General features: G+C 67.3%; 17 protein-coding genes and 2 pseudogenes. 9 read left to right on the top strand and 10 right to left on the bottom strand.

Going from position 1 to position 16216, the window contains the following annotated elements; all coding sequences use genetic code 11:
• Positions 1–102: 102 nt before the first annotated feature.
• Complete coding sequence (locus N8I87_RS32610; protein ID WP_263216995.1) at positions 103–324, bottom strand: hypothetical protein; 222 nt, start codon at positions 322–324, stop codon at positions 103–105.
• On the opposite strand from N8I87_RS32610, the pseudogene N8I87_RS32605 reads away from it, so the two are divergent.
• Positions 215–503 (top strand): annotated as a pseudogene (locus tag N8I87_RS32605) (integrase core domain-containing protein); the annotation flags it as partial. The gene N8I87_RS32610 and the pseudogene N8I87_RS32605 sit on opposite strands and share 110 nt — an antisense overlap.
• A 20-nt stretch (positions 504–523) precedes the next feature.
• On the opposite strand, the gene N8I87_RS32600 reads toward N8I87_RS32605, so the two are convergent.
• The gene (locus N8I87_RS32600; RefSeq protein ID WP_263214080.1) at positions 524–1045 is read right to left on the bottom strand and encodes a DUF3515 domain-containing protein; all 522 of its coding nucleotides are present in this window, start codon (positions 1043–1045) and stop codon (positions 524–526) included.
• Between the two features lie 250 nt (positions 1046–1295).
• On the opposite strand from N8I87_RS32600, the gene N8I87_RS32595 reads away from it, so the two are divergent.
• The 3 genes from N8I87_RS32595 (at position 1296) to N8I87_RS32585 (ending at position 2855) form a co-directional block, all read left to right on the top strand.
• Positions 1296–1655 (top strand): RICIN domain-containing protein, encoded by a 360-nt coding sequence (locus N8I87_RS32595; RefSeq protein WP_263214079.1) that lies wholly within the window; start codon positions 1296–1298, stop codon positions 1653–1655.
• A gap of 61 nt (positions 1656–1716) precedes the next feature.
• A complete protein-coding gene (locus tag N8I87_RS32590) occupies positions 1717–2265 on the top strand; it encodes an RICIN domain-containing protein (RefSeq protein ID WP_263214078.1) in 549 nt (182 codons plus the stop codon).
• A gap of 26 nt (positions 2266–2291) precedes the next feature.
• Positions 2292–2855 carry an RICIN domain-containing protein gene (locus tag N8I87_RS32585; RefSeq protein ID WP_263214077.1) on the top strand — a complete coding sequence of 188 codons (564 nt, stop codon included), beginning with the start codon at positions 2292–2294 and terminating at the stop codon, positions 2853–2855.
• Positions 2856–2918: 63 nt separating this feature from the next.
• On the opposite strand, the gene N8I87_RS32580 is transcribed toward N8I87_RS32585, so the two are convergent.
• On the bottom strand, positions 2919–3350 hold the full coding sequence (locus N8I87_RS32580; RefSeq protein ID WP_263214076.1) for a hypothetical protein: 432 nt from the start codon (positions 3348–3350) through the stop codon (positions 2919–2921).
• Between the two features lie 187 nt (positions 3351–3537).
• Here N8I87_RS32580 and N8I87_RS32575 point away from each other — a divergent pair, with 187 nt between their 5' ends.
• A complete protein-coding gene (locus tag N8I87_RS32575) occupies positions 3538–4140 on the top strand; it encodes a TlpA family protein disulfide reductase (protein WP_263214075.1) in 603 nt (200 codons plus the stop codon).
• Here N8I87_RS32575 and N8I87_RS32570 read toward each other — a convergent pair.
• The 5 genes and pseudogenes from N8I87_RS32570 to N8I87_RS32550 all read right to left on the bottom strand — a co-directional run bounded on the left by N8I87_RS32570 (position 4130) and on the right by N8I87_RS32550 (position 8561).
• Positions 4130–4582 (bottom strand): hypothetical protein, encoded by a 453-nt coding sequence (locus N8I87_RS32570; protein WP_263214073.1) that lies wholly within the window; start codon positions 4580–4582, stop codon positions 4130–4132. The genes N8I87_RS32575 and N8I87_RS32570 overlap by 11 nt on opposite strands.
• Positions 4583–4671: 89 nt before the next feature.
• The gene (locus N8I87_RS32565; RefSeq protein WP_263214072.1) at positions 4672–5853 is read right to left on the bottom strand and encodes a hypothetical protein; all 1182 of its coding nucleotides are present in this window, start codon (positions 5851–5853) and stop codon (positions 4672–4674) included.
• 146 nt (positions 5854–5999) lie between these two features.
• Positions 6000–6302: a hypothetical protein gene (locus N8I87_RS32560; RefSeq protein WP_263214071.1), complete on the bottom strand. Its 303-nt coding sequence runs from the start codon at positions 6300–6302 to the stop codon at positions 6000–6002.
• A gap of 98 nt (positions 6303–6400) precedes the next feature.
• A pseudogene (locus N8I87_RS32555) lies at positions 6401–7519 on the bottom strand (ISL3 family transposase); the annotation flags it as partial.
• 370 nt (positions 7520–7889) lie between these two features.
• Entirely contained in the window at positions 7890–8561 is a 672-nt protein-coding gene (locus N8I87_RS32550) for a hypothetical protein (protein WP_263214070.1), read from the bottom strand.
• A 267-nt stretch (positions 8562–8828) separates the two neighbouring features.
• On the opposite strand from N8I87_RS32550, the gene N8I87_RS32545 reads away from it, so the two are divergent.
• Together N8I87_RS32545 and N8I87_RS32540 are read left to right on the top strand one after the other, a co-directional pair.
• Positions 8829–9176, top strand: a complete 348-nt coding sequence (locus tag N8I87_RS32545; RefSeq protein WP_263214068.1) for a response regulator transcription factor — start codon at positions 8829–8831, stop codon at positions 9174–9176.
• A 248-nt stretch (positions 9177–9424) separates the two neighbouring features.
• Positions 9425–10258, top strand: coding sequence for a transposase family protein (locus N8I87_RS32540; protein WP_263214066.1), 834 nt, complete (start codon positions 9425–9427; stop codon positions 10256–10258).
• Positions 10259–10463: 205 nt separating this feature from the next.
• On the opposite strand, the gene N8I87_RS32535 is transcribed toward N8I87_RS32540, so the two are convergent.
• Positions 10464–10694, bottom strand: a complete 231-nt coding sequence (locus N8I87_RS32535) for a hypothetical protein (protein ID WP_263216993.1) — start codon at positions 10692–10694, stop codon at positions 10464–10466.
• 1020 nt (positions 10695–11714) lie between these two features.
• Complete coding sequence (locus N8I87_RS32530) at positions 11715–14570, bottom strand: AfsR/SARP family transcriptional regulator (RefSeq protein ID WP_263214065.1); 2856 nt, start codon at positions 14568–14570, stop codon at positions 11715–11717.
• A gap of 294 nt (positions 14571–14864) precedes the next feature.
• Here N8I87_RS32530 and N8I87_RS32525 point away from each other — a divergent pair, with 294 nt between their 5' ends.
• Positions 14865–15266 carry a hypothetical protein gene (locus N8I87_RS32525; protein WP_263214063.1) on the top strand — a complete coding sequence of 134 codons (402 nt, stop codon included), beginning with the start codon at positions 14865–14867 and terminating at the stop codon, positions 15264–15266.
• An 86-nt stretch (positions 15267–15352) separates the two neighbouring features.
• Positions 15353–16195 (top strand): hypothetical protein, encoded by an 843-nt coding sequence (locus tag N8I87_RS32520; protein WP_263214062.1) that lies wholly within the window; start codon positions 15353–15355, stop codon positions 16193–16195.
• The last annotated feature ends 21 nt before the right edge of the window (positions 16196–16216 follow it).

Here is a 16216-nt window from a genome sequence, read left to right as displayed (position 1 = left end):
GCCTGCGCAAGGAGGGAACCGCGTCGACGCGGGCGGTCTGCGCGTCGGTGGGCACGCCTGTGAACCTCATGGGTCGCAGTCTGTCCACAAGTAGTCCCGTGATCAAGCGGCGAGGTCCAACCGCCGCTGGTCCGGGGTGGGGTAGAGGCGTTCGTGCTCGCGTGCGGCGTGGAAGCGCCAGTAGGGATCGAGGTCGCCGTTGGAAACGAACACCAGCCGGGCCTTCGCCGACGCCTGCCGCCAGGCCGGCGTCCGCCAGTCCATGAGCGCGATCGGCTCCAGCGCGGACAACGCGCTTGCCGAGTCCTTCAACGCGACGTTCAAACGCGAGACGCTTCAGGGCCGCAAGACCTGGTCCAGCGAACGCGAGGCCCGCCTCGACGCGTTCCGCCGGCTCAACCGCTACAACACCCGACGGTCACTCCCGCCTCGGACAACGCAGCCCGATCGCCTACGAGACAGCCTCCGAAACAACATCAACTACGCTGACACCAGCCGCATAACCCGTGTCCAGGATTCGGGGTCAAGGCCCGTGGGCCGGTATTGACTCTTCGGGCACTGCCCCGGGGGACGGCACGTCGGAGGCGCTGATGCATTTGCGGCCGTTGGCCGGGAGCGCCTTGACGGCGTGCGCGATTTCGACCAGGGCGACATCGGTGGGGGTGTCGGCGGAGATGACGGCTTCGGCGGCCGGGGTGCGGCCGTAGGTGACGATCGTCTTTTCCTGGTTGGCACCGAATCCCTTTTTGATGACCCAGTCGACGCCTTCGGTCGTCACACAGGTCTCTTCGGTGGGCAGCAGGGGCGGCAGTCCGCAGCGCAGGGTGATGTTCCCGTGGCCGTAGGAGGCGGCTCCGGGGGCGGTAGCGGTGCGTTTGAGGTCGCCGATCCGGTCGGGGTAGGTGCGAGCCAGGGCGCGGCAGGCGGCGGTGTGGGCGCGGGGGGCGGGGTCGAGGCGGTCTGCCTGCTCGTTGACGGCGACGGTCAGTGCGGCGGCTATGGCGGCGAGCGCGGTCAGCAGCACGGCGGTGCGGGTTCTGGTCACCTGCCCACGATAGAGGGCCGGTCGGGGGACCTGTGCGGGGTCTATTGCCTACAAGTGCGCTGCCCACAAAGGCAATACCGCCGGGTAGTGGGGCTGCGTAGGCTCGGGGTCCGTTTGATCGTTCGAGTCTGGAGGCGTGTATGCGGCCGGTGGTGCGTGGTGTGGTGTTGGCGGGAGCTGCGGCGGGGGTGCTGGCCGGGGCGGTTTCGCCGGCCGGGGCTGCGCCGGCTCGTTCGTGAACGTGCAGGTGGTGAAGAAGAGCGCGCCGGGATCGTGCTGGTCGCTGGACGGCTCGAAGCGTTCGGGTGCGGTGGTGAAGCTGCGGGGGTGCGCGAGGAAGGGCTCCGCGGCGGCGGTGACGCAGACGTTCACCCTGAAGTGGGTCAACCCGAGGGATCCGAAGGCGCAGCGCCTGTACGAGATCCGCAACAAGCGCTCGGGGCTGTGTCTGAAGGCGGTCGGGCCGCTGTCGGGTGGGAAGGTCGCCCAGGTCAAGTGCGCGGGCCACGACACGGCGAAGCGGTGGTGGCTGGCGGGCGGCACGTTCCACAACGTGGCGGCCGGCCGGGTGATCCTGGCCAAGGGTGACGCGCGGGGACGGCGCTGGTGATGGGGGATGCGACCAAGCGGAACAAGGCGCAGCGCGTCTTCGGGCAACGGTGAGCGCCGCGGTGAACAGGTTCGTTTCGGTGGCGGTGGCGGTGGCGGTGGCGTGTGCGGTGGCGGCCCTGGCCGGGTGCGCGGACTCCGATGACGCTCCGTCGGGCTCGGGTTCGGTGCAGGCTACGGCCGCCGACCAGGCGAACCCGTATGCGGGCATCCAGTTGGAGAAGGTGCTAGGCACGACGGGCTTGTGCTGGTCGCTTCCGGAGCATGAGCCGATGGAGCTGGCCAAGTGTGCGCCGAAGGGCTCCGATGGGGCGAGGACGCAGACGTTCACGCTCACCTGGATCAAGAACGACCCGAAGGGCAAGCGGTTGTTCCAGATCCGGCGGGACGGCTCGAACGAATGCCTGACCGCGCGGGGCTCCGCTATCGAGGGCGGGGCGTGTACGGCGCTTGCGCGGGCGCTGTGGTCGGTCAGCAACAGCCAGTTCGCCAGCGCGGATTCCCGCCGGGTGGTCACGGCGCCGAAGGACGAGGTCGGGGTGGGGCTGACCCTCGCGGCGGCGTCCACGACGGCGGTCTCCACGCAGAAGTTCGACATCAGCGGCCGGTAACGGCCCTATCCAGGAGGGGTTTTCAGATGAAGAAGACGGTGCGCGGGTTGGTGGTGTCCGGGGCCGCGGTGGCGGTTCTGGGTGGGGTGGTGGCGCCTGCGGGGGCCGCACCGGCGGAGTCGGATCCGTACAAGAACACGGGACTGACGAAGGTGTACGGCAAGATCGGCCTGTGCTTCTCCATGGAGGACTCGAAGAAGTCCAAGGCGTCGGTGAAGCTGCGGGGCTGCAACAAGAAGGCGACCACGCAGCGGTGGAACCTGCTGTGGGTGAACTCGAACAAGCCGGCTGAGCGGCCCCGGTATGTGATCCAGAACCGTAAGTCGGGCAAGTGTCTGGCGCCGACGTCGAAGAAGTCGGGGGCGGTCGTCAAGCAGTACGGCTGCAACAAGAAGTCGAAGGCGCAGTCGTGGGTGCTGTATGACCGGCGGATCATCTCCTACGACTCGGGGAAGCTGGTCATGTCCGCCCAGTCGGACAGGAAGGGTACGGCGATCACGCTGATGAAGTACTCGAACAAGACGGCGAACCTGAAGAAGCAGGCGTTCGCGCTGATGTGGAAGAAGAACGATCCGCCGCTGTCGAAGTAGGCGGACGTGCGAAGAGGGGCCCTCGCCCTGCGGGGCCCCTCTTCGCATGAGCGGTGGAAGGGGTTACTCGATGCCGCCCCAGACCGTCTTGCCCTTCTTGGCGTAGTTCCAGACGATGTAGTAGTTGCCAGCGCTGTACTTCTTCGGGTCGGCGAAGTACTCGGTGCCGTTGGCCTTGCCCTTGAGGGACTGGATCTTGGGGTCCTTGCCCTTGACGCTCTTGTAAACGGCGGCGGTCCAGCCCTCACCGCGGCCCTTGATCCCGAAGTGGAAGAAGTGCTTGCCCTTCTTCACCGGGTGGGCGGCGCTCTTCTGGCCTTTCTTGCCGCTGCTCTTCCAGGAGTCCAGCCAGCCGCCGCCGGGGCGCCGCTCGTAGTCCGCGACGGCTGCGGATCCCTTGGAAGTTGTCGTGGCGCTCGCGGTGGTGGCGCCGGCGATGCCGCCGAGCACGCTGGCCGCGAGGGCGGCCGAGATGGCGGCTTTGCCTATCTGCATGGCAGTCTCCGTTCGGTCTGCTTCCCGCCAGGGGTGGCGGGAAGCATCTGCCATGCTGCCTGAGTCGAACGCGTGGGCGATAGTGGATCTTTGGGCACTGCCCCGAAGGGCAGTACCCCGCCAGGGGGTTGACCCGTGCGAACTGGGAGGATGGCGCCAACGAGCTTGACTGGAGAAGGACTTGCCAATGACACGTTCCGTGCGTTCGATCGTTCCGTTTGCTGTGGCCGCCGTCTTGGCGGTGGGGGGCGCTGTGGTCATTGCGTCCATGGACAGCTCTGCCCCGACCGGCTATCACACGAGTGCTTCCGGGGCGCTGACCATCGATGCCAGGAACCGGCCCAAGGCCCCCGATCTGACCGGTGTCACGATCGACGGCAAGCCGTTCGACCTTGCCGCGTGGCGGGGGAAGACGATTGTGGTCAACGCGTGGGCGTTCTGGTGCGGACCGTGCCGCCGGGAGACGCCTTTGCTGGTCAGGTACGAAAAGGAGATGAAGGACAAGGGTGTGGTGGTCGTCGGCCTCAATCAGGGCAGTGGCACGGCGTCGGCGAAGGCGTTCGTCCGCGAGTTCCACGTTCCCTACCCGAACCTGCACGACCCGCAGGGCCGTGCGGTGCTGAAGATTCCCAAGGAAGTGCTTCGGGCCCAGGGTGTTCCGTTCACCGTGGTGATCGATTCTCAGTACCGGATCGCAGCGACGTCTGCCGGTGAGGTCAACCGGAGCACGCTGGACGAGATGACGGCCTGGGCCACGAAGCCGGACAAGAGCGGGAAGGTCAGCCGCTGACGGACGCCGTGCGCTCGGCCTGGGCCGGGCTGGTCTCCAGGTGGCCGCTGCACCAGGCGATCAGGGCCCAGGCGGCGGGGAGCTGGAGGGTGAACATGGCGAGGGTGGCGATGAAGAACGCGCCGTCGATGGCATCAGCCGCCGCGTCCCCCCGCATGACGGCGCTGGCAGCGATGCAGGCGATGAACGTCGTGAGGTAGAGGATGCTGTCGATGACGGCGGTCTTCCAGCGGGGATCGGTGCGGCGCAGCATGCGGGCTGCGGTCAGGACAGCGATGCAGATGACGGGGAAGATCCAGTCGGAGCGGCTGCCGTACAGAAGTGGCTCCCATGGGCCGCCGCTGACGGTGCTCCAGAGACGGTCGGCGGTGATGCCGGTGAAGACGGAGCCGAGGGTGACGCAGTGCGCGTAGTAGAGGGCGCTGCGGAATGTGACGTTCATGGTGAACCCCCTTCAGGCGGTCTCCCGCTGCGGGAGACCGCCTGTTGATCATTGCACCCTCAGGTCGGGGTGCGGGGGGGCGGGGTCGGTTAGCCCTTGGCGGCGATGTTGGCGATCTGGCACGCGGGCTGCGACAGGCAGGTCAGGTTGAGCATCTTGGCGCGGAAGATCGTCTTGGTCTTGTACTTCTTGCCGCTGTAGTTGTACAGGTACAGCTCGTGGTCGGGGGCCTGGCGGTACTTGCCGGTGACGTGGAAGCTGCCGGAGCGGGTGAGCTGGACCACGGCGGAGGCGCCGATTCCGGCGCGGCGGATGCCGCCGGAGGGGCAGAAGGGGTCGGTGGCCTCCACGATGATGCGCACGCCGCGGTCCTTGCCGTTGTGTGCGTTGAGGGCCTTGAACTTGATCTTCTTGGGGCTGGCCTGGCCGGTGGCGACCAGGCGGTTGTTGGACTTCTTGTAGACGCGGGTCTTTCCGGTGGCACGCGACCAGGGGGTCTTTCCGTTCTTCCAGTCGACGGTGCCGGTCACGGAGGCGCGGAAGCTGGAGCCCTTCTGCTTGGCGGAGAAACCGTGGGCGTCGCCGGCGTACTTGTAGCCCTTGGTGTACTTGCAGCCGGAGACGTCTTCGAGGTAGCCGGGGACGGTGGCCCATGTCGGGCGGATGAAGGAGCGCCACACCAGCTTGCTCTTGTCGTACTTGCGGGCCTTGGCCTCGATGCCCTTCGCCGTGGCGTTGAGGGCCTGGACGCTGTTGCTGGCGGGGATGGTGGCGCTCAGGGCCCAGGTGTGGGTGTCGCCCTTGGCGGTGCCGATGATGCGGTAGTCGACGTTGCTGCCCGGCGTGACCTGGGTGTCGCGGAAGCTGTTGGTGGACGTCGTGGCGATCTGGGTGCCGTCGCGGTAGACGGTGTAGTGGGAGGCGCCGATGTCGGCCCAGGACAGGTCCACGAAGCGCGACGAGGCGGCCCAGGCGGCGCGGGCCTGGGGGTCGGAGACGCGCGTGAGGGTGGTGTCGGACACGGCGCGCTCGTTGCCGGCGGCCAGGATTTTGGTGTCGGCGGCCTGGCCGATGTGGGTGGCCAGGGTGGTGACCTTCTGGCCGGTGGAGGTCATGGCGTCGAATGCCTGCTCGCCTGTGTCGAAGGTGAACACGGCGGCGGGTGCCGGGTTCTTGGGGGCGGCCTGCGGGGAGGCGGCGGTCGTGGTTGCGACGATGGCGGGCAGTGTTGCCAGGGCCAGGGCGGCTGACGCGGCACGGGAAAGACGCACGGTTCTCCCTCGAGATCGTTTATTGGGATGGAGGTTGAACCGTATCGGGGTCGAACGGGAGTACGTCAGTGTCTACTTGGGCGATGCACCGAAGGGCACATTGGCGTACGGGAGGGTCCCTGCGTTCTTGTGCGGGGACCCTCGGATCATGCAGGGGGCTGGGGCCAGACGGTCAGGTAGTAGTCGCCGTTTTCCGCCTGTGTGCCGCGCCCGCGGCTGTAGAGGGTCAGGGTCCACGCGGGGGCCTCTGGCAGCTCTACGTCGTTGTTTCCGGGGGTCACGTAGAGGGTGCCCGCAGGGCCGATCAGCGTGAACTCGCCTTCCTTGGTCCACCCCTTGGTTCCTTGGGCGCAGGGCCGGTCGAAGCTGATGACGGTTCCGTAGAGAGGCTTGTCTCCCCACTCGCCGAGGGAGACGGTTGCGGCCCTGCGGTCGGGCGCGACGGTCACGGTGTCCACGGTCGGGGGGAGCGGTGCGGCTTCCTGGTCGAGTGGAGGGTGAAGTACCCGTCGTTCTGGTCGAGGGGGATGGTGGTGGAGGAGATGAGTTCGGCGTCCGCACGGCCCTGGTTGATGTACTTGTGCAGGAGGTTCAGGCAGCCCGTGAACCCCAGGGCCTTGATCTCTTCGAAGAGATGGTTGACCGAAACGCCTGGGTCCTCGGCCCGAAGGTGCAGGTGCTCACGGAACGGATCGACCAGACTGGCGCGGTAATTTGGGACGCGGAGCATCCGCTCGGGCCGGTCGGCTCGGGCGTAACGTTTGACGGTGTTCAGGGCCAGCTGCAGGCGCCGGGCACATTCGAGCAGACCCACGCCCTGGTCGAGCAGGCCATGGACTTGATGCCAGCGTTCCAGCGTCGTCTGGGCTCGAGGCCCGTCATAGATGGGGGCGTCCAGCACGGTGGCCCAGCAGGTGCTGTGCGCTTTGACCTCGCTCAAGACGGCTTCACACAGGTTGTGCCACAGATGCCACCGATCGCCGATCTGCGTCGCACGGGGCAGGGCTCGGCGGATGGCCTCGGCGTAGGTCGCGGAGCCGTCGCGGCACACGACCTCGATGCCAGGATGCTCGCGAAGCCACGCCTCCAGGGTGTCGGCTGTGCGGTCGGGCAGCACGTCGATCCGCTCATGGGTATCGGCATCGATGATAACGGTGGCGTAGCGGTGGCGCCGGCGCAGAGCGAAGTCGTCGACGCCGATCACGCGGGGCGTCCGCCTTGCGGGTAGCGGGATGCGCAACAGGGTACGCAGAGCCGTGTGGCGCGAGATGCCCGCCGCGAGTATCCCCAGCAAACGTGCCTCGGCCCGGGCCGCTAACTCCTTAACCACGGCCTTGATTTGCCTGGTCAGACGGGTGGTGCGTCGCTGGTGTCGGTCCAGGACCCCGGGCACCTGCTCGCGGAAGGTATGTCGGCAGCCGCGGGTGGGACACACCAGATGCCGCACCCGCACACGGACCGCCACCCGTCCATCGGCCACGGTCCGCCAGTAATAGCCATGCACCCGCCCCGACGGCACCCCGCACACCGGACACGGCGCCATGTCCTGAGGCGTCCTCGCCCATACCGCGATCCGCTCACCCTCGTCGACCACGTTGTCTATGACCAGCGGGAACAGGACCGAAAACACCGTCTGGACAAGCTCGTTGATATTCTTTACACGAATGTCAACGACGCGTCACGACACTCAGTCACCACCGAAAGTGAGACAGGGCCGTTAAGTTGACACACCCGGGCCCGGACTTTTGGTGTCCAGGCCCTGGAACGATCGGCCCTCGGGCGGTCCTGCAGGAAGGCCTGCTGCCGGTTCAGCCGTGCACGACGCTACATGCGGGTCCCTTGCAGAGGCGTACACCGGGAACGCGTCCTTGCGGGGACCTGGAGAGCGGCGCCCGGCCGTCACCCCGTACGCAAGAGGGAAACGATCGCCTGACCAGGGCTGGACGGGGGAATCTGTCCACGGGCGCCGCTCGGTCTTTTGGGACGGGGGCCGCTCTCCTCGGGGGTGGGAGTGCGGCCCCCGCCGTGCGGGGGTGTTACTTCTGGTTGACGAGCTGGCCGATGAAGGCCTGCTTGGTGGAGTGGAGGGTGACGCGCTTGACGGCCTTCTTCCCGAAGGACTTGACCCGCGGGAGGGCGGTGATACGACCGCTGGCGTCGTTGCCCTTGACGCTGCTGGTGGCGTCGATACGGATCGCGGCGTTGATGTTGAACACGTCGGTGCTGGCCGTGGTGGTGCCGGGGAGCTTGCCGACGGTCGGGTAGACGAGGGTGGCGCCCTCGGTGGTGACGGGGATGTTGAAGATCTTCTCCGTCACGGAGAACGTCGCCGTGGTGGTGCGGGCCTTGCCCTTGGCGGTCTTGAAGGACGCCTTGGTGACGAAGGTGACGTTCTTGTTGTAGCGGTCGACAGTGGTGACGTTGCGGATCTTGCCCCAGGCCTTGCCGGTGAGGGCCTTGTAGACCTTCTGGTCCTGGAGGGTCTTGACGAAGACCTGCTTCTGGTTCTTGTTCAGCTTGGCGAACTGGGCGGCGGCCTTCTTTGCGGCCGGGGCGCTCTGCTGCTTCAGGTACTTCTCGTACGCCGGGACGGTCAGCTTGGCCGCCTGCTTCGCCGGGGCGGCGTGGGCAGCCGGGGCGAGGACGGCGAGCCCGGCAACGGTAGCGATGGCGGCAGAGGCGAGACGGCCGGTCGTGGACGTGAGCATGCGTGACTCCCGTGTCGTATGGGTTTCTGTGTGATCGTCAACGAACCTACGGACGGGACTCCTTGACCGAAATTGTCTCTTCAGGCATGGCCCGGTCGGGCACAGCCTGAAGGGACAATGCCCTTTCGGGCACCGCCTTTTCGGGTGTGGAGGCAACGTGACGATCCGCGATACCGTCGGCGCAAGCCGCTAGGTTGTAGATGATCAGCGCAGCAGCCCGGGCCACGGGGGTCTTCCGGGGAAAAGCGGTGGTCAGGAAGGGCCGGAATGACTGAACGGTCCGATGCAGGCGGTCATGCCTGTGCCTACCGTCGGATGGGCGCCCATCCGGTGAAGGGCCTGTGGAAGCTCAAAAGGCTCACAGGTCGTGAGCGGGAGGTACTCCTGCTCGTGGGCACGGGAGCCGGGAACCGGGAACTGGCCCGGGAGCTGGGGATCGCGGAGCGCACGGTGAAGGCGCACATTGCGCGGATCGTGGAGAAGCTGGAACAGCAGACGCGGCTTCAGGTCGCGGTGCTGGCCGTGCTCGCCCACGAGAAGCTGTGCACTGATCTCCGGTGCGAGTGCCGCGAGATGTCCCTGCCGCCGGGGTTCTCGGTGACGACGGCCGCCTGAGACGGGGTGCCCGCACCCGCATAGAGCAGGCGCGGGCACCCTCCCTTCCGGGCAGTGCCCCATGGGGCAGGCCCTGTCGAAGCCAACCGGTGCGCCCTGCACTCCCGCTGGCGCCTGTGTAGTCTTAACTCCCGTACGGCCGCCCCGTGAAGCGTTCTTCTTCATCGCCCTGCCAGAGCCCTCCGTCTGACTGGCTGCGGCCGGATTGCGGCATAACGCACGGGCCGCCGACGGGTGTTGGGGATTCCATGCGAAAGAACACCAGCCCCGCCGAGGGCACCGAAGGGCTTGTCTACCAGTGCCGCCTGCCGCTGTCGAGTGCCACCCTGGACTTGGTCTCCGGCCTGGTCCGGGGTCACTTGAAGAAGATCCGCTCCCGCTGGCGCAAGCTCCCGTCCGGCCGGATCGCCCTGATCGTCCTGGCGGTCCTCCGCCACGACCAGAGGCTTTCCGACTTGGCGGGTGGCAACGACGTCTCCGCCTCCACCGTGCGCCGCTGGCTGCTGGAAGAGATCGGCCTGCTCGCCGCGCGGGCTCCGCGGTTGGAGCCGGCGCTGAAGAAGATCGCCCGGAAGAGTGGCGTCGTTGTGTTGCTCGACGGCACTCTCGTCCGTACTCGCAGACGCACCGGTGACGCCAACCGGCCGAACTACAGCGGGAAGCACAAGGCCCATGGCCTGCTGTTTCTCGCTCTGCCCGACGAGCGGGGCAACCTGGTGTGGATCTCCGCGGCGAGGCCGGGCCGCTCCAGCGAGGTCACCACCGCCCGACACCACAAGATCACCGCCAAGCTGCGGGAGGCTGGCCTCGGGGCACTGGCGGACCTCGGCTTCACCGGCCTGGACGACGATCCGGACGACCCCGTGATCATCACCGGCCGCAAAGCGACCCGCGGCCATCCCCCCAGCACCGCCCAGAAGGAGGCGAACAAGCTGATCAGCCGTGAGCGCGCGGCGAACGAGCACGGCTTCGCCGACCTCAAGAACTGGCGGATCCTCACCAAGGTCCGCATGAACGCCCGACACGCGACCACGCTCCTGCGGGCTCTCCTCGTGCTGACGAACACCGAGATCCAGCGCTGACGGACGATCACCTGCTACTGATCACGCCCGCGACCGGCGCGAGCACCTCAGCCCCCGCCCACGCCAGCCCCATGACCAGCGAATTCAGGTTGCCGCTGCAGGGGTGCCGTGCCGCGAGGGCGGCCGCCGTCTCAAAGCCACCGCACCGCCTGCCACCAAGTACCGGATCTCCGTGGACGCCTCCCAAGAGCTTTGACCTGCTACTTCAAGTTGGCGGCGGCTCGGTGACGGCGCACTGCGCGGTCACGGCGACCAGCAGCACCGCGACCCCGACGGCGAGCCAGGCGACGTAGTCACCCAGGTGTCCCGAGTGCAGCCGCCGCAACGGCACGATCACCCGCCGTCCCACCGTCTCGCAGACAGCCGTGACCCGGCCCGCGAACGGCCACCGCCGAGCTGGTCCCCATACAGCGGCTGCGGCGAGGAGTACCGCCACAAGAGTCGTTCCGCGCCGGAGTGTTCGGTGACGGCCTTACCCAAGCCCGTGCCGAACGGGGGCAGGCCGGCGAGCGCGAGACCGCCGACGGCGAACAGCGCCCCGGCGAACGGCAGATCACGGCCCTGCCGGTACAGCCCGTGTTCGTCGACGGAGCCATACCGTGGCCAACCGCCACCGCAGCGGCGGAGTTTCTGCAGGCGACCGTCTGGGTGAACCATTGCCTGGACGTCGCCCTTGAAGTCATCCCCAACCTGGTAAGGGCCTGCTCCAAGATCCGGTACTGCTCTCCAGGCCAGTCTCGCTGTAGACCGCCAGGACACATGAACTCGGCAAACGAGGGGGAGTTTTCGTAGGTCACCCCGTATTCCTCCGGGAAGGCCCGGGTCAGCACCCTCCTGCTTCCAATACCTGCACAACTGGCAGGGCCGCGGGTCCCACCGGCAGTGCAGGCAGGGCCTGCGCGATTCCCTGTAGCGGAGCCGGGGTACAACGGAGCCCTCGCACGGGCTCCACCCCATCCTGACCAGCCGCACGACGGAGCCCCGCCGGACTGGTCCGGCGGGGCTCCGTCGTACATTCAGCTGTCACGGGCGAATCACAAACCCCGTGGACACCATCTCGCCACCGGATCCCGAAACTGGACATACGTTTCCACATAGGACTGGATGGACGGCCCTGGACGGCATCTACGACGTGTTCCATGTCGTCCCGAGCGAGGGGCCGAGAATGAGGACCGGGGCGTCTTCCGGGCCGTCGAAGCGGTATTGCAGGGTGTTCGTCGGTGTCGCACTCACGCCCTGCACGCTCTCGCATCTCACGATCTCTCACATGCCGGGGTCCGAATGTGTGCAAGTCGTCCCATGCCGTGGCGGCCGCGCGAAGAATCTGCATGTCCGTTTCACGAAGCGCTTCTCATCGCGCCGACGGGCCAAAGCGCGCGCAGGTGCGGAACAGCTCGAGTTGCCCAGGCTGGACAGCCGCTCCCGCAGGGCCGGGTCGGCCATGACCAGGACAGCCTCACGGCGACGATGGTCGCGCCGGAGCTTTCGTCTGGTTGATGTCGCCGATCACCTTCCATAATCGCAGCGCCTGCCCTCGGTGCTGGTGCGCCAGGTGGTGGTCGCCGGCGGCGGCGTCCAGGTCGCCGATCAGTTGCCAGCAGGCGGCCTCGTCCTGGCGGTCGCCGTGCCGGTGGAACAGGCCCGCCGCGCGCTCCAACGCCGGGCTCGCCCGGTCCCGGTCGTGTCGACCGGCGTACACGCGGCCGACTTCCAGCAGCGTGTACGCGGCGCACCGCTCGTCGGCCAGTTTCTCGAAGGTGGCCAGCGCCTGCCCCAGACAGCGCAGCGCCTCCTCCGGATCACCACGTCGATCGTGCAGTCGGCTGAACCGCCGCAGAACCACGGCCACGCGATGCCCGTCGCCCAGCTCCCTGGCCTGACTCAGTGCCCGGTCGAACCATGACTCCGCCTCGTCGAGCTTGCCCTGCATGAGCTTCATCACGGCCATGGCGCAGGACAGCTGCGCTTCGATGTGCCGGTCGCCCTCATCGACCGCGATGGCCAGCGCGTGCTCGACACGTTCGAGGGCTTCGTCGTCACGGCCCTGCACCCGGCTGACCGTGGCCAGCATGGCAACCGACAGCGCCTCGCCGCGTTTGTCCCCACAGTCCTGGCACAGCCCGAGGGAGGACTCCAGGGTCCGGGTGGCCCGGTCGAACTCGTCCTGGTAGATGTGCAGCTGGCCAAGACCGCGTAGCAGCACCGATGTGCCGCGCACGTTGCCTGCGGCCTCGGTCGCGTCCAACGCGAGCTGGTGTCCGTGCTGCCAGTCCTGATAGAGACACCGGTGGTCGTAGTAGGTCGCCGTGCCGGCCGCCAGCTCCCAGGCCGACTCGTCCAGGCCCCAGTCCACGGCCAGTTTCACCGCGCCGAGCAGGTTGTCGCGTTCCGCGTCGAACCAGCCGACCGGGTCGGCCGTCAACCGGTCCACGACCGCATCGGGCAGCGACCGGCGCGGTGCCGAACCGGGCGCGGCTGAAAGCAGCCCGGCTGCCGGCAGCCGATTGGTGCCGCGCCCGATCAGCTCGAGCCAAACGGACAGCACTCGGACGATCGCGTCCCGCTTGTCCTCCGTCGGCAGCGGGGCGGCGATCTCCACGGCACAGGTTCTGATCAGGTCGTGCAGCCGGTAGCGCGGCTGGCCGAGGGCGTCGGTGGCGGTCAGCCGTACCAGGCTGGCGTCGACGAGGGTGTCCAGCACTTCTTCGCCGTCCGCGCGGTCCAGCAGCGGGCCGACCACCCAGCCGGGCAGGGTGTAGGGGCCGAGCAGACCCAGCAGGCTCAGCGCGCGTACCGCGGCGGCCGGCAGCAGTCGCAAGCTGAGTTCGACGCTGGCTCGCACGCTGAGATCCCCGATCCTCAGCTCGGCCAGCCGCCGGGATTCATCCTCGATTCGTTCCCGCAGCACCCGCAGCGACCAAGCCGGGCGGCCCGTGAGCTTGCCGCTGGCGATTCGGATCGCCAGCGGCAGGTTGCCGCAGCAGTCGAGGATCGCGTCGGCCTCCCCCGGTTCCCGCTCGACCCGCTGCCACCCGACGATTCCGGTGAACAACTCCCGCGCCTCTGCCGGGCTCAGTACGTCCAGGTCGATGTGCCGAGCGCCGGGGAGTTGCGTCAGCAGAGTGCGGCTGGTGATCAACACGGCACAGCCCTCGGCGCCGGGCAGTAACGGCAGCACCTGATCGGCGTGACCGGCATCGTCCAGAACCACCAGCATATGACGGTCCACCAGCAACGATCGGTAGAGCGCGGCTCGCTCGGACAGGCCGTTCGGGATCGCGCTGCCGGCGATCGAGAGCGCACGCAGTGCCTCGGCCAGCATCAGCCCCGGGTCCCGTGGCTCGTCCGATGTTGCCGCGAGGTCGAGGTAGAGCTGGCCGTCGGGGAAGTTGGCGCTCGCCAGCCGCGCAGCGTGCGTCACCAGGCAGGACTTGCCGACACCGGGACCGCCCACGACGACGGCCACCGGGGCCCGGTTCGGCGCCGACCCGTCGAGCATCCCGGCGATCTCGGCCAGTGCTTCGGCCCGGCCCACGAAGTCGGGTACGTCGAGGGGAAGTTGACGCACCGGCATCGCCATTGCCGGCTCGGGAGCCGCCGGGGCGGGGCTCTGCGGTGGCGTGGCCGCGGGGCCATGTGCCGGGATCGTGGCCGCCAGGGCGGGATCTGCGGTCAGGATGCGCTGATGCAGCGCCTGCAGCGGCGGGGTGGGATCGACGCCGAGTTCGTCGGCCAGTGTCCGGCGCAGCCGCTCGTACACCTGTAGCGCCTCGCCTTGTCTTCGGCACCGGTAGAGGGCGACCATCAGGTTTTCGACGACCTGCTCGTCGTAGGGGTGCTCGCGGAGCAGAGCGGTCAGTTCGTCGATGACCTCTCGATGACGCCCCAGGTCGAGTTCGATGGCCAGGCACTGTTTGTGCGTGGCAGCGCGTTTCTCGTTCAGCCGTGCCGCATCGATCTCCAGGGCTTGGCTGGGAGTGTCGACCAGGGCGTTTCCGCGCCAGCAAGCGAGCGCCCGCCGCAGCGCGGCTGCTGTCTCGAACGGGTCCGTGTGCTGTGCGGAGAGATGTCGCTGGTGGTCGAACTCCAGCAGGTCGAGTTGATCTCGAGCCAGATGGATCTCGTAGCCGCCGCGCCGCGTGCTGATCAAGGAGCCGGGTGCTCCACAGGCGACGAGGTTGCGGCGCAGCCCGGAGACAGCGTCCTGGACCTGGCGGACCGCGGTGGCGGGCGCGTTCGTGTCCCACATCACGGCGACGAGCCGTTCCATGGCGACGATGTTGTTGGCGTCGATCAGAAGTGCTGCCAGCATCTTGGCCTGCCGCGGCCCGTTCAACGGGACCGCGCGTCCGGCGATCTGGGCGTGTAAAGGCCCCAGTAAGCCGAATTTCATGCTCCCCCTGGTACGTGACGATGAGCGCCGATCCCCCTGGCTGACCTCGCACTAGGACGAATCTAGGACGGCCGACGGATCTGTGTCCATAGCGTCTCTGCAGCACGGCTCACCGAAGACGCGTGGGCAGGCAATGGGTGCGGAGGGTGCTTCTCCACACCCACCACCGCACCACTTCCGATCGGCAAACGACAGAAGGAGCATTCATCAACCATGCTTCACAACTGGAAGACCTTCGGCGCACTGGCAGTCGCAGGTTGCTGCGCCATGATCGGCCTCACCACGGGCACCGCTGAGGCACAGACGCAAATAAAGACCGGCAACGTCACAGCAGTCGGTCCGTACAACGACAACGGCAGGACCGGCAACTACCAGTTCGTGGCGAACAATTGGGACAGCCGTTACCAGCGCTACCAGCAGTCGTTCGTCTGGGTGTCCGGGCAGGACGGCGGCAAGGACATGGCCCACTGCCTCCGGGGCAACGGCGGAGGGAACTGGTACGAGTCCTCGATCGTCGCGCGCAACGGTACGAACTCCTCGCACTACGACTGCACCAACAACGGCACCTACAACCAGGGTTTCGACCAGGTGGGCGTCGACCTGAGCAACTGGTGACAGGTGCCCGCGCAGGCAACAGGTGCCCTGGTGCGTCCCGTTCGGGGCGCGCCAGGGCACACCAGTCGAAGGAGGAGGCCCCGACGATGCTGGGCAAACACAAGCCTGTTGCGGTCTCGCTGGCCCTGATCATTGCCGCGATGGTCGCGGCGGGGTTCGCGTATTTCCCGTCCGACGACGGCCAGACGGACCGGGCGACGGCCAACACCCGCCGTTTCGTGCTGATCCTGGCAGGTGTTTCCGGCCGGTCGGAGTCGGAAAAGTTCGACCTCGAGGTTGCCGCTCGCACGGAGGCCCTGACCTCGACATGCATGAAGTCGCACGGCTTCCAGTACCTGCCCAAGAACCCGCACAGCGTGGTTGATGTCGAGGACGCATCAGACTTTTCGAGCCTCGACTACGCGCGCAAGCACGGGTTCGGAATATCGGTGTTTCCCCACTTCGCCCCTGAGGCCAAGGCAGCCAAGAGCTATCTGAAGACCCTTTCTGCCGCTTCCCTCAGGGCTTACGATGCGGCCCTTCCCGGTTGCGTCGACAGCTCACAGCGTACGACCGAGAAGGAATACGGAATCCCGGAGGCGAACTCCGAGTGGGCTCGGGTGGACGGTGAGGTGCAACACGACGGACGTTACCGATCGGCACTTGAGACGTGGAGATCCTGTGCGGCGGCGGCCAATCATCCGGCGCAATCCCGCCTCGCGCTCATTACGGACCTGCGCAAGAAATACACGTCCGTGATGGCAGGCATTCAGGGCGGGGACCACGCGCTGCCCCAGGACAGATTGGCTGCGCTGGCCGCTCAGAATCCTACGTGGCGAAGGTTCCATCAATCGGAACTCGATGCCGCCGTGGCAACATTTTCCTGCTCGCAAGCTGCCGATCGGACCTATGTTTCCCTATTTCTCCACTACCTGAACCGGAACGGTTGAGGGCGGCGCGCCGGAGGGAGC

This window comes from Streptomyces sp. HUAS 15-9, assembly GCF_025642155.1.
In the GTDB taxonomy this organism is placed as follows: domain Bacteria; phylum Actinomycetota; class Actinomycetes; order Streptomycetales; family Streptomycetaceae; genus Streptomyces.
This window is presented reverse-complemented; position numbering and strand designations above follow the sequence as displayed.

Excerpts from the sequence above, each read along its gene's own strand:
- N8I87_RS32545 (WP_263214068.1), top strand. The coding sequence starts at position 8,829 with ATGACTGAACGGTCCGATGCAGGCGGTCATGCCTGTGCCTACCGTCGG.
- N8I87_RS32525 (WP_263214063.1), top strand. The coding sequence starts at position 14,865 with ATGCTTCACAACTGGAAGACCTTCGGCGCACTGGCAGTCGCAGGTTGC.
- N8I87_RS32585 (WP_263214077.1), top strand. The coding sequence starts at position 2,292 with ATGAAGAAGACGGTGCGCGGGTTGGTGGTGTCCGGGGCCGCGGTGGCG.
- N8I87_RS32570 (WP_263214073.1), bottom strand. The coding sequence starts at position 4,582 with ATGAACGTCACATTCCGCAGCGCCCTCTACTACGCGCACTGCGTCACC.
- N8I87_RS32580 (WP_263214076.1), bottom strand. The coding sequence starts at position 3,350 with ATGCAGATAGGCAAAGCCGCCATCTCGGCCGCCCTCGCGGCCAGCGTG.
- N8I87_RS32520 (WP_263214062.1), top strand. The coding sequence starts at position 15,353 with ATGCTGGGCAAACACAAGCCTGTTGCGGTCTCGCTGGCCCTGATCATT.
- N8I87_RS32540 (WP_263214066.1), top strand. The coding sequence starts at position 9,425 with ATGCGAAAGAACACCAGCCCCGCCGAGGGCACCGAAGGGCTTGTCTAC.
- N8I87_RS32550 (WP_263214070.1), bottom strand. The coding sequence starts at position 8,561 with ATGCTCACGTCCACGACCGGCCGTCTCGCCTCTGCCGCCATCGCTACC.
- N8I87_RS32575 (WP_263214075.1), top strand. The coding sequence starts at position 3,538 with ATGACACGTTCCGTGCGTTCGATCGTTCCGTTTGCTGTGGCCGCCGTC.
- N8I87_RS32530 (WP_263214065.1), bottom strand. The coding sequence starts at position 14,570 with ATGCTGGCAGCACTTCTGATCGACGCCAACAACATCGTCGCCATGGAA.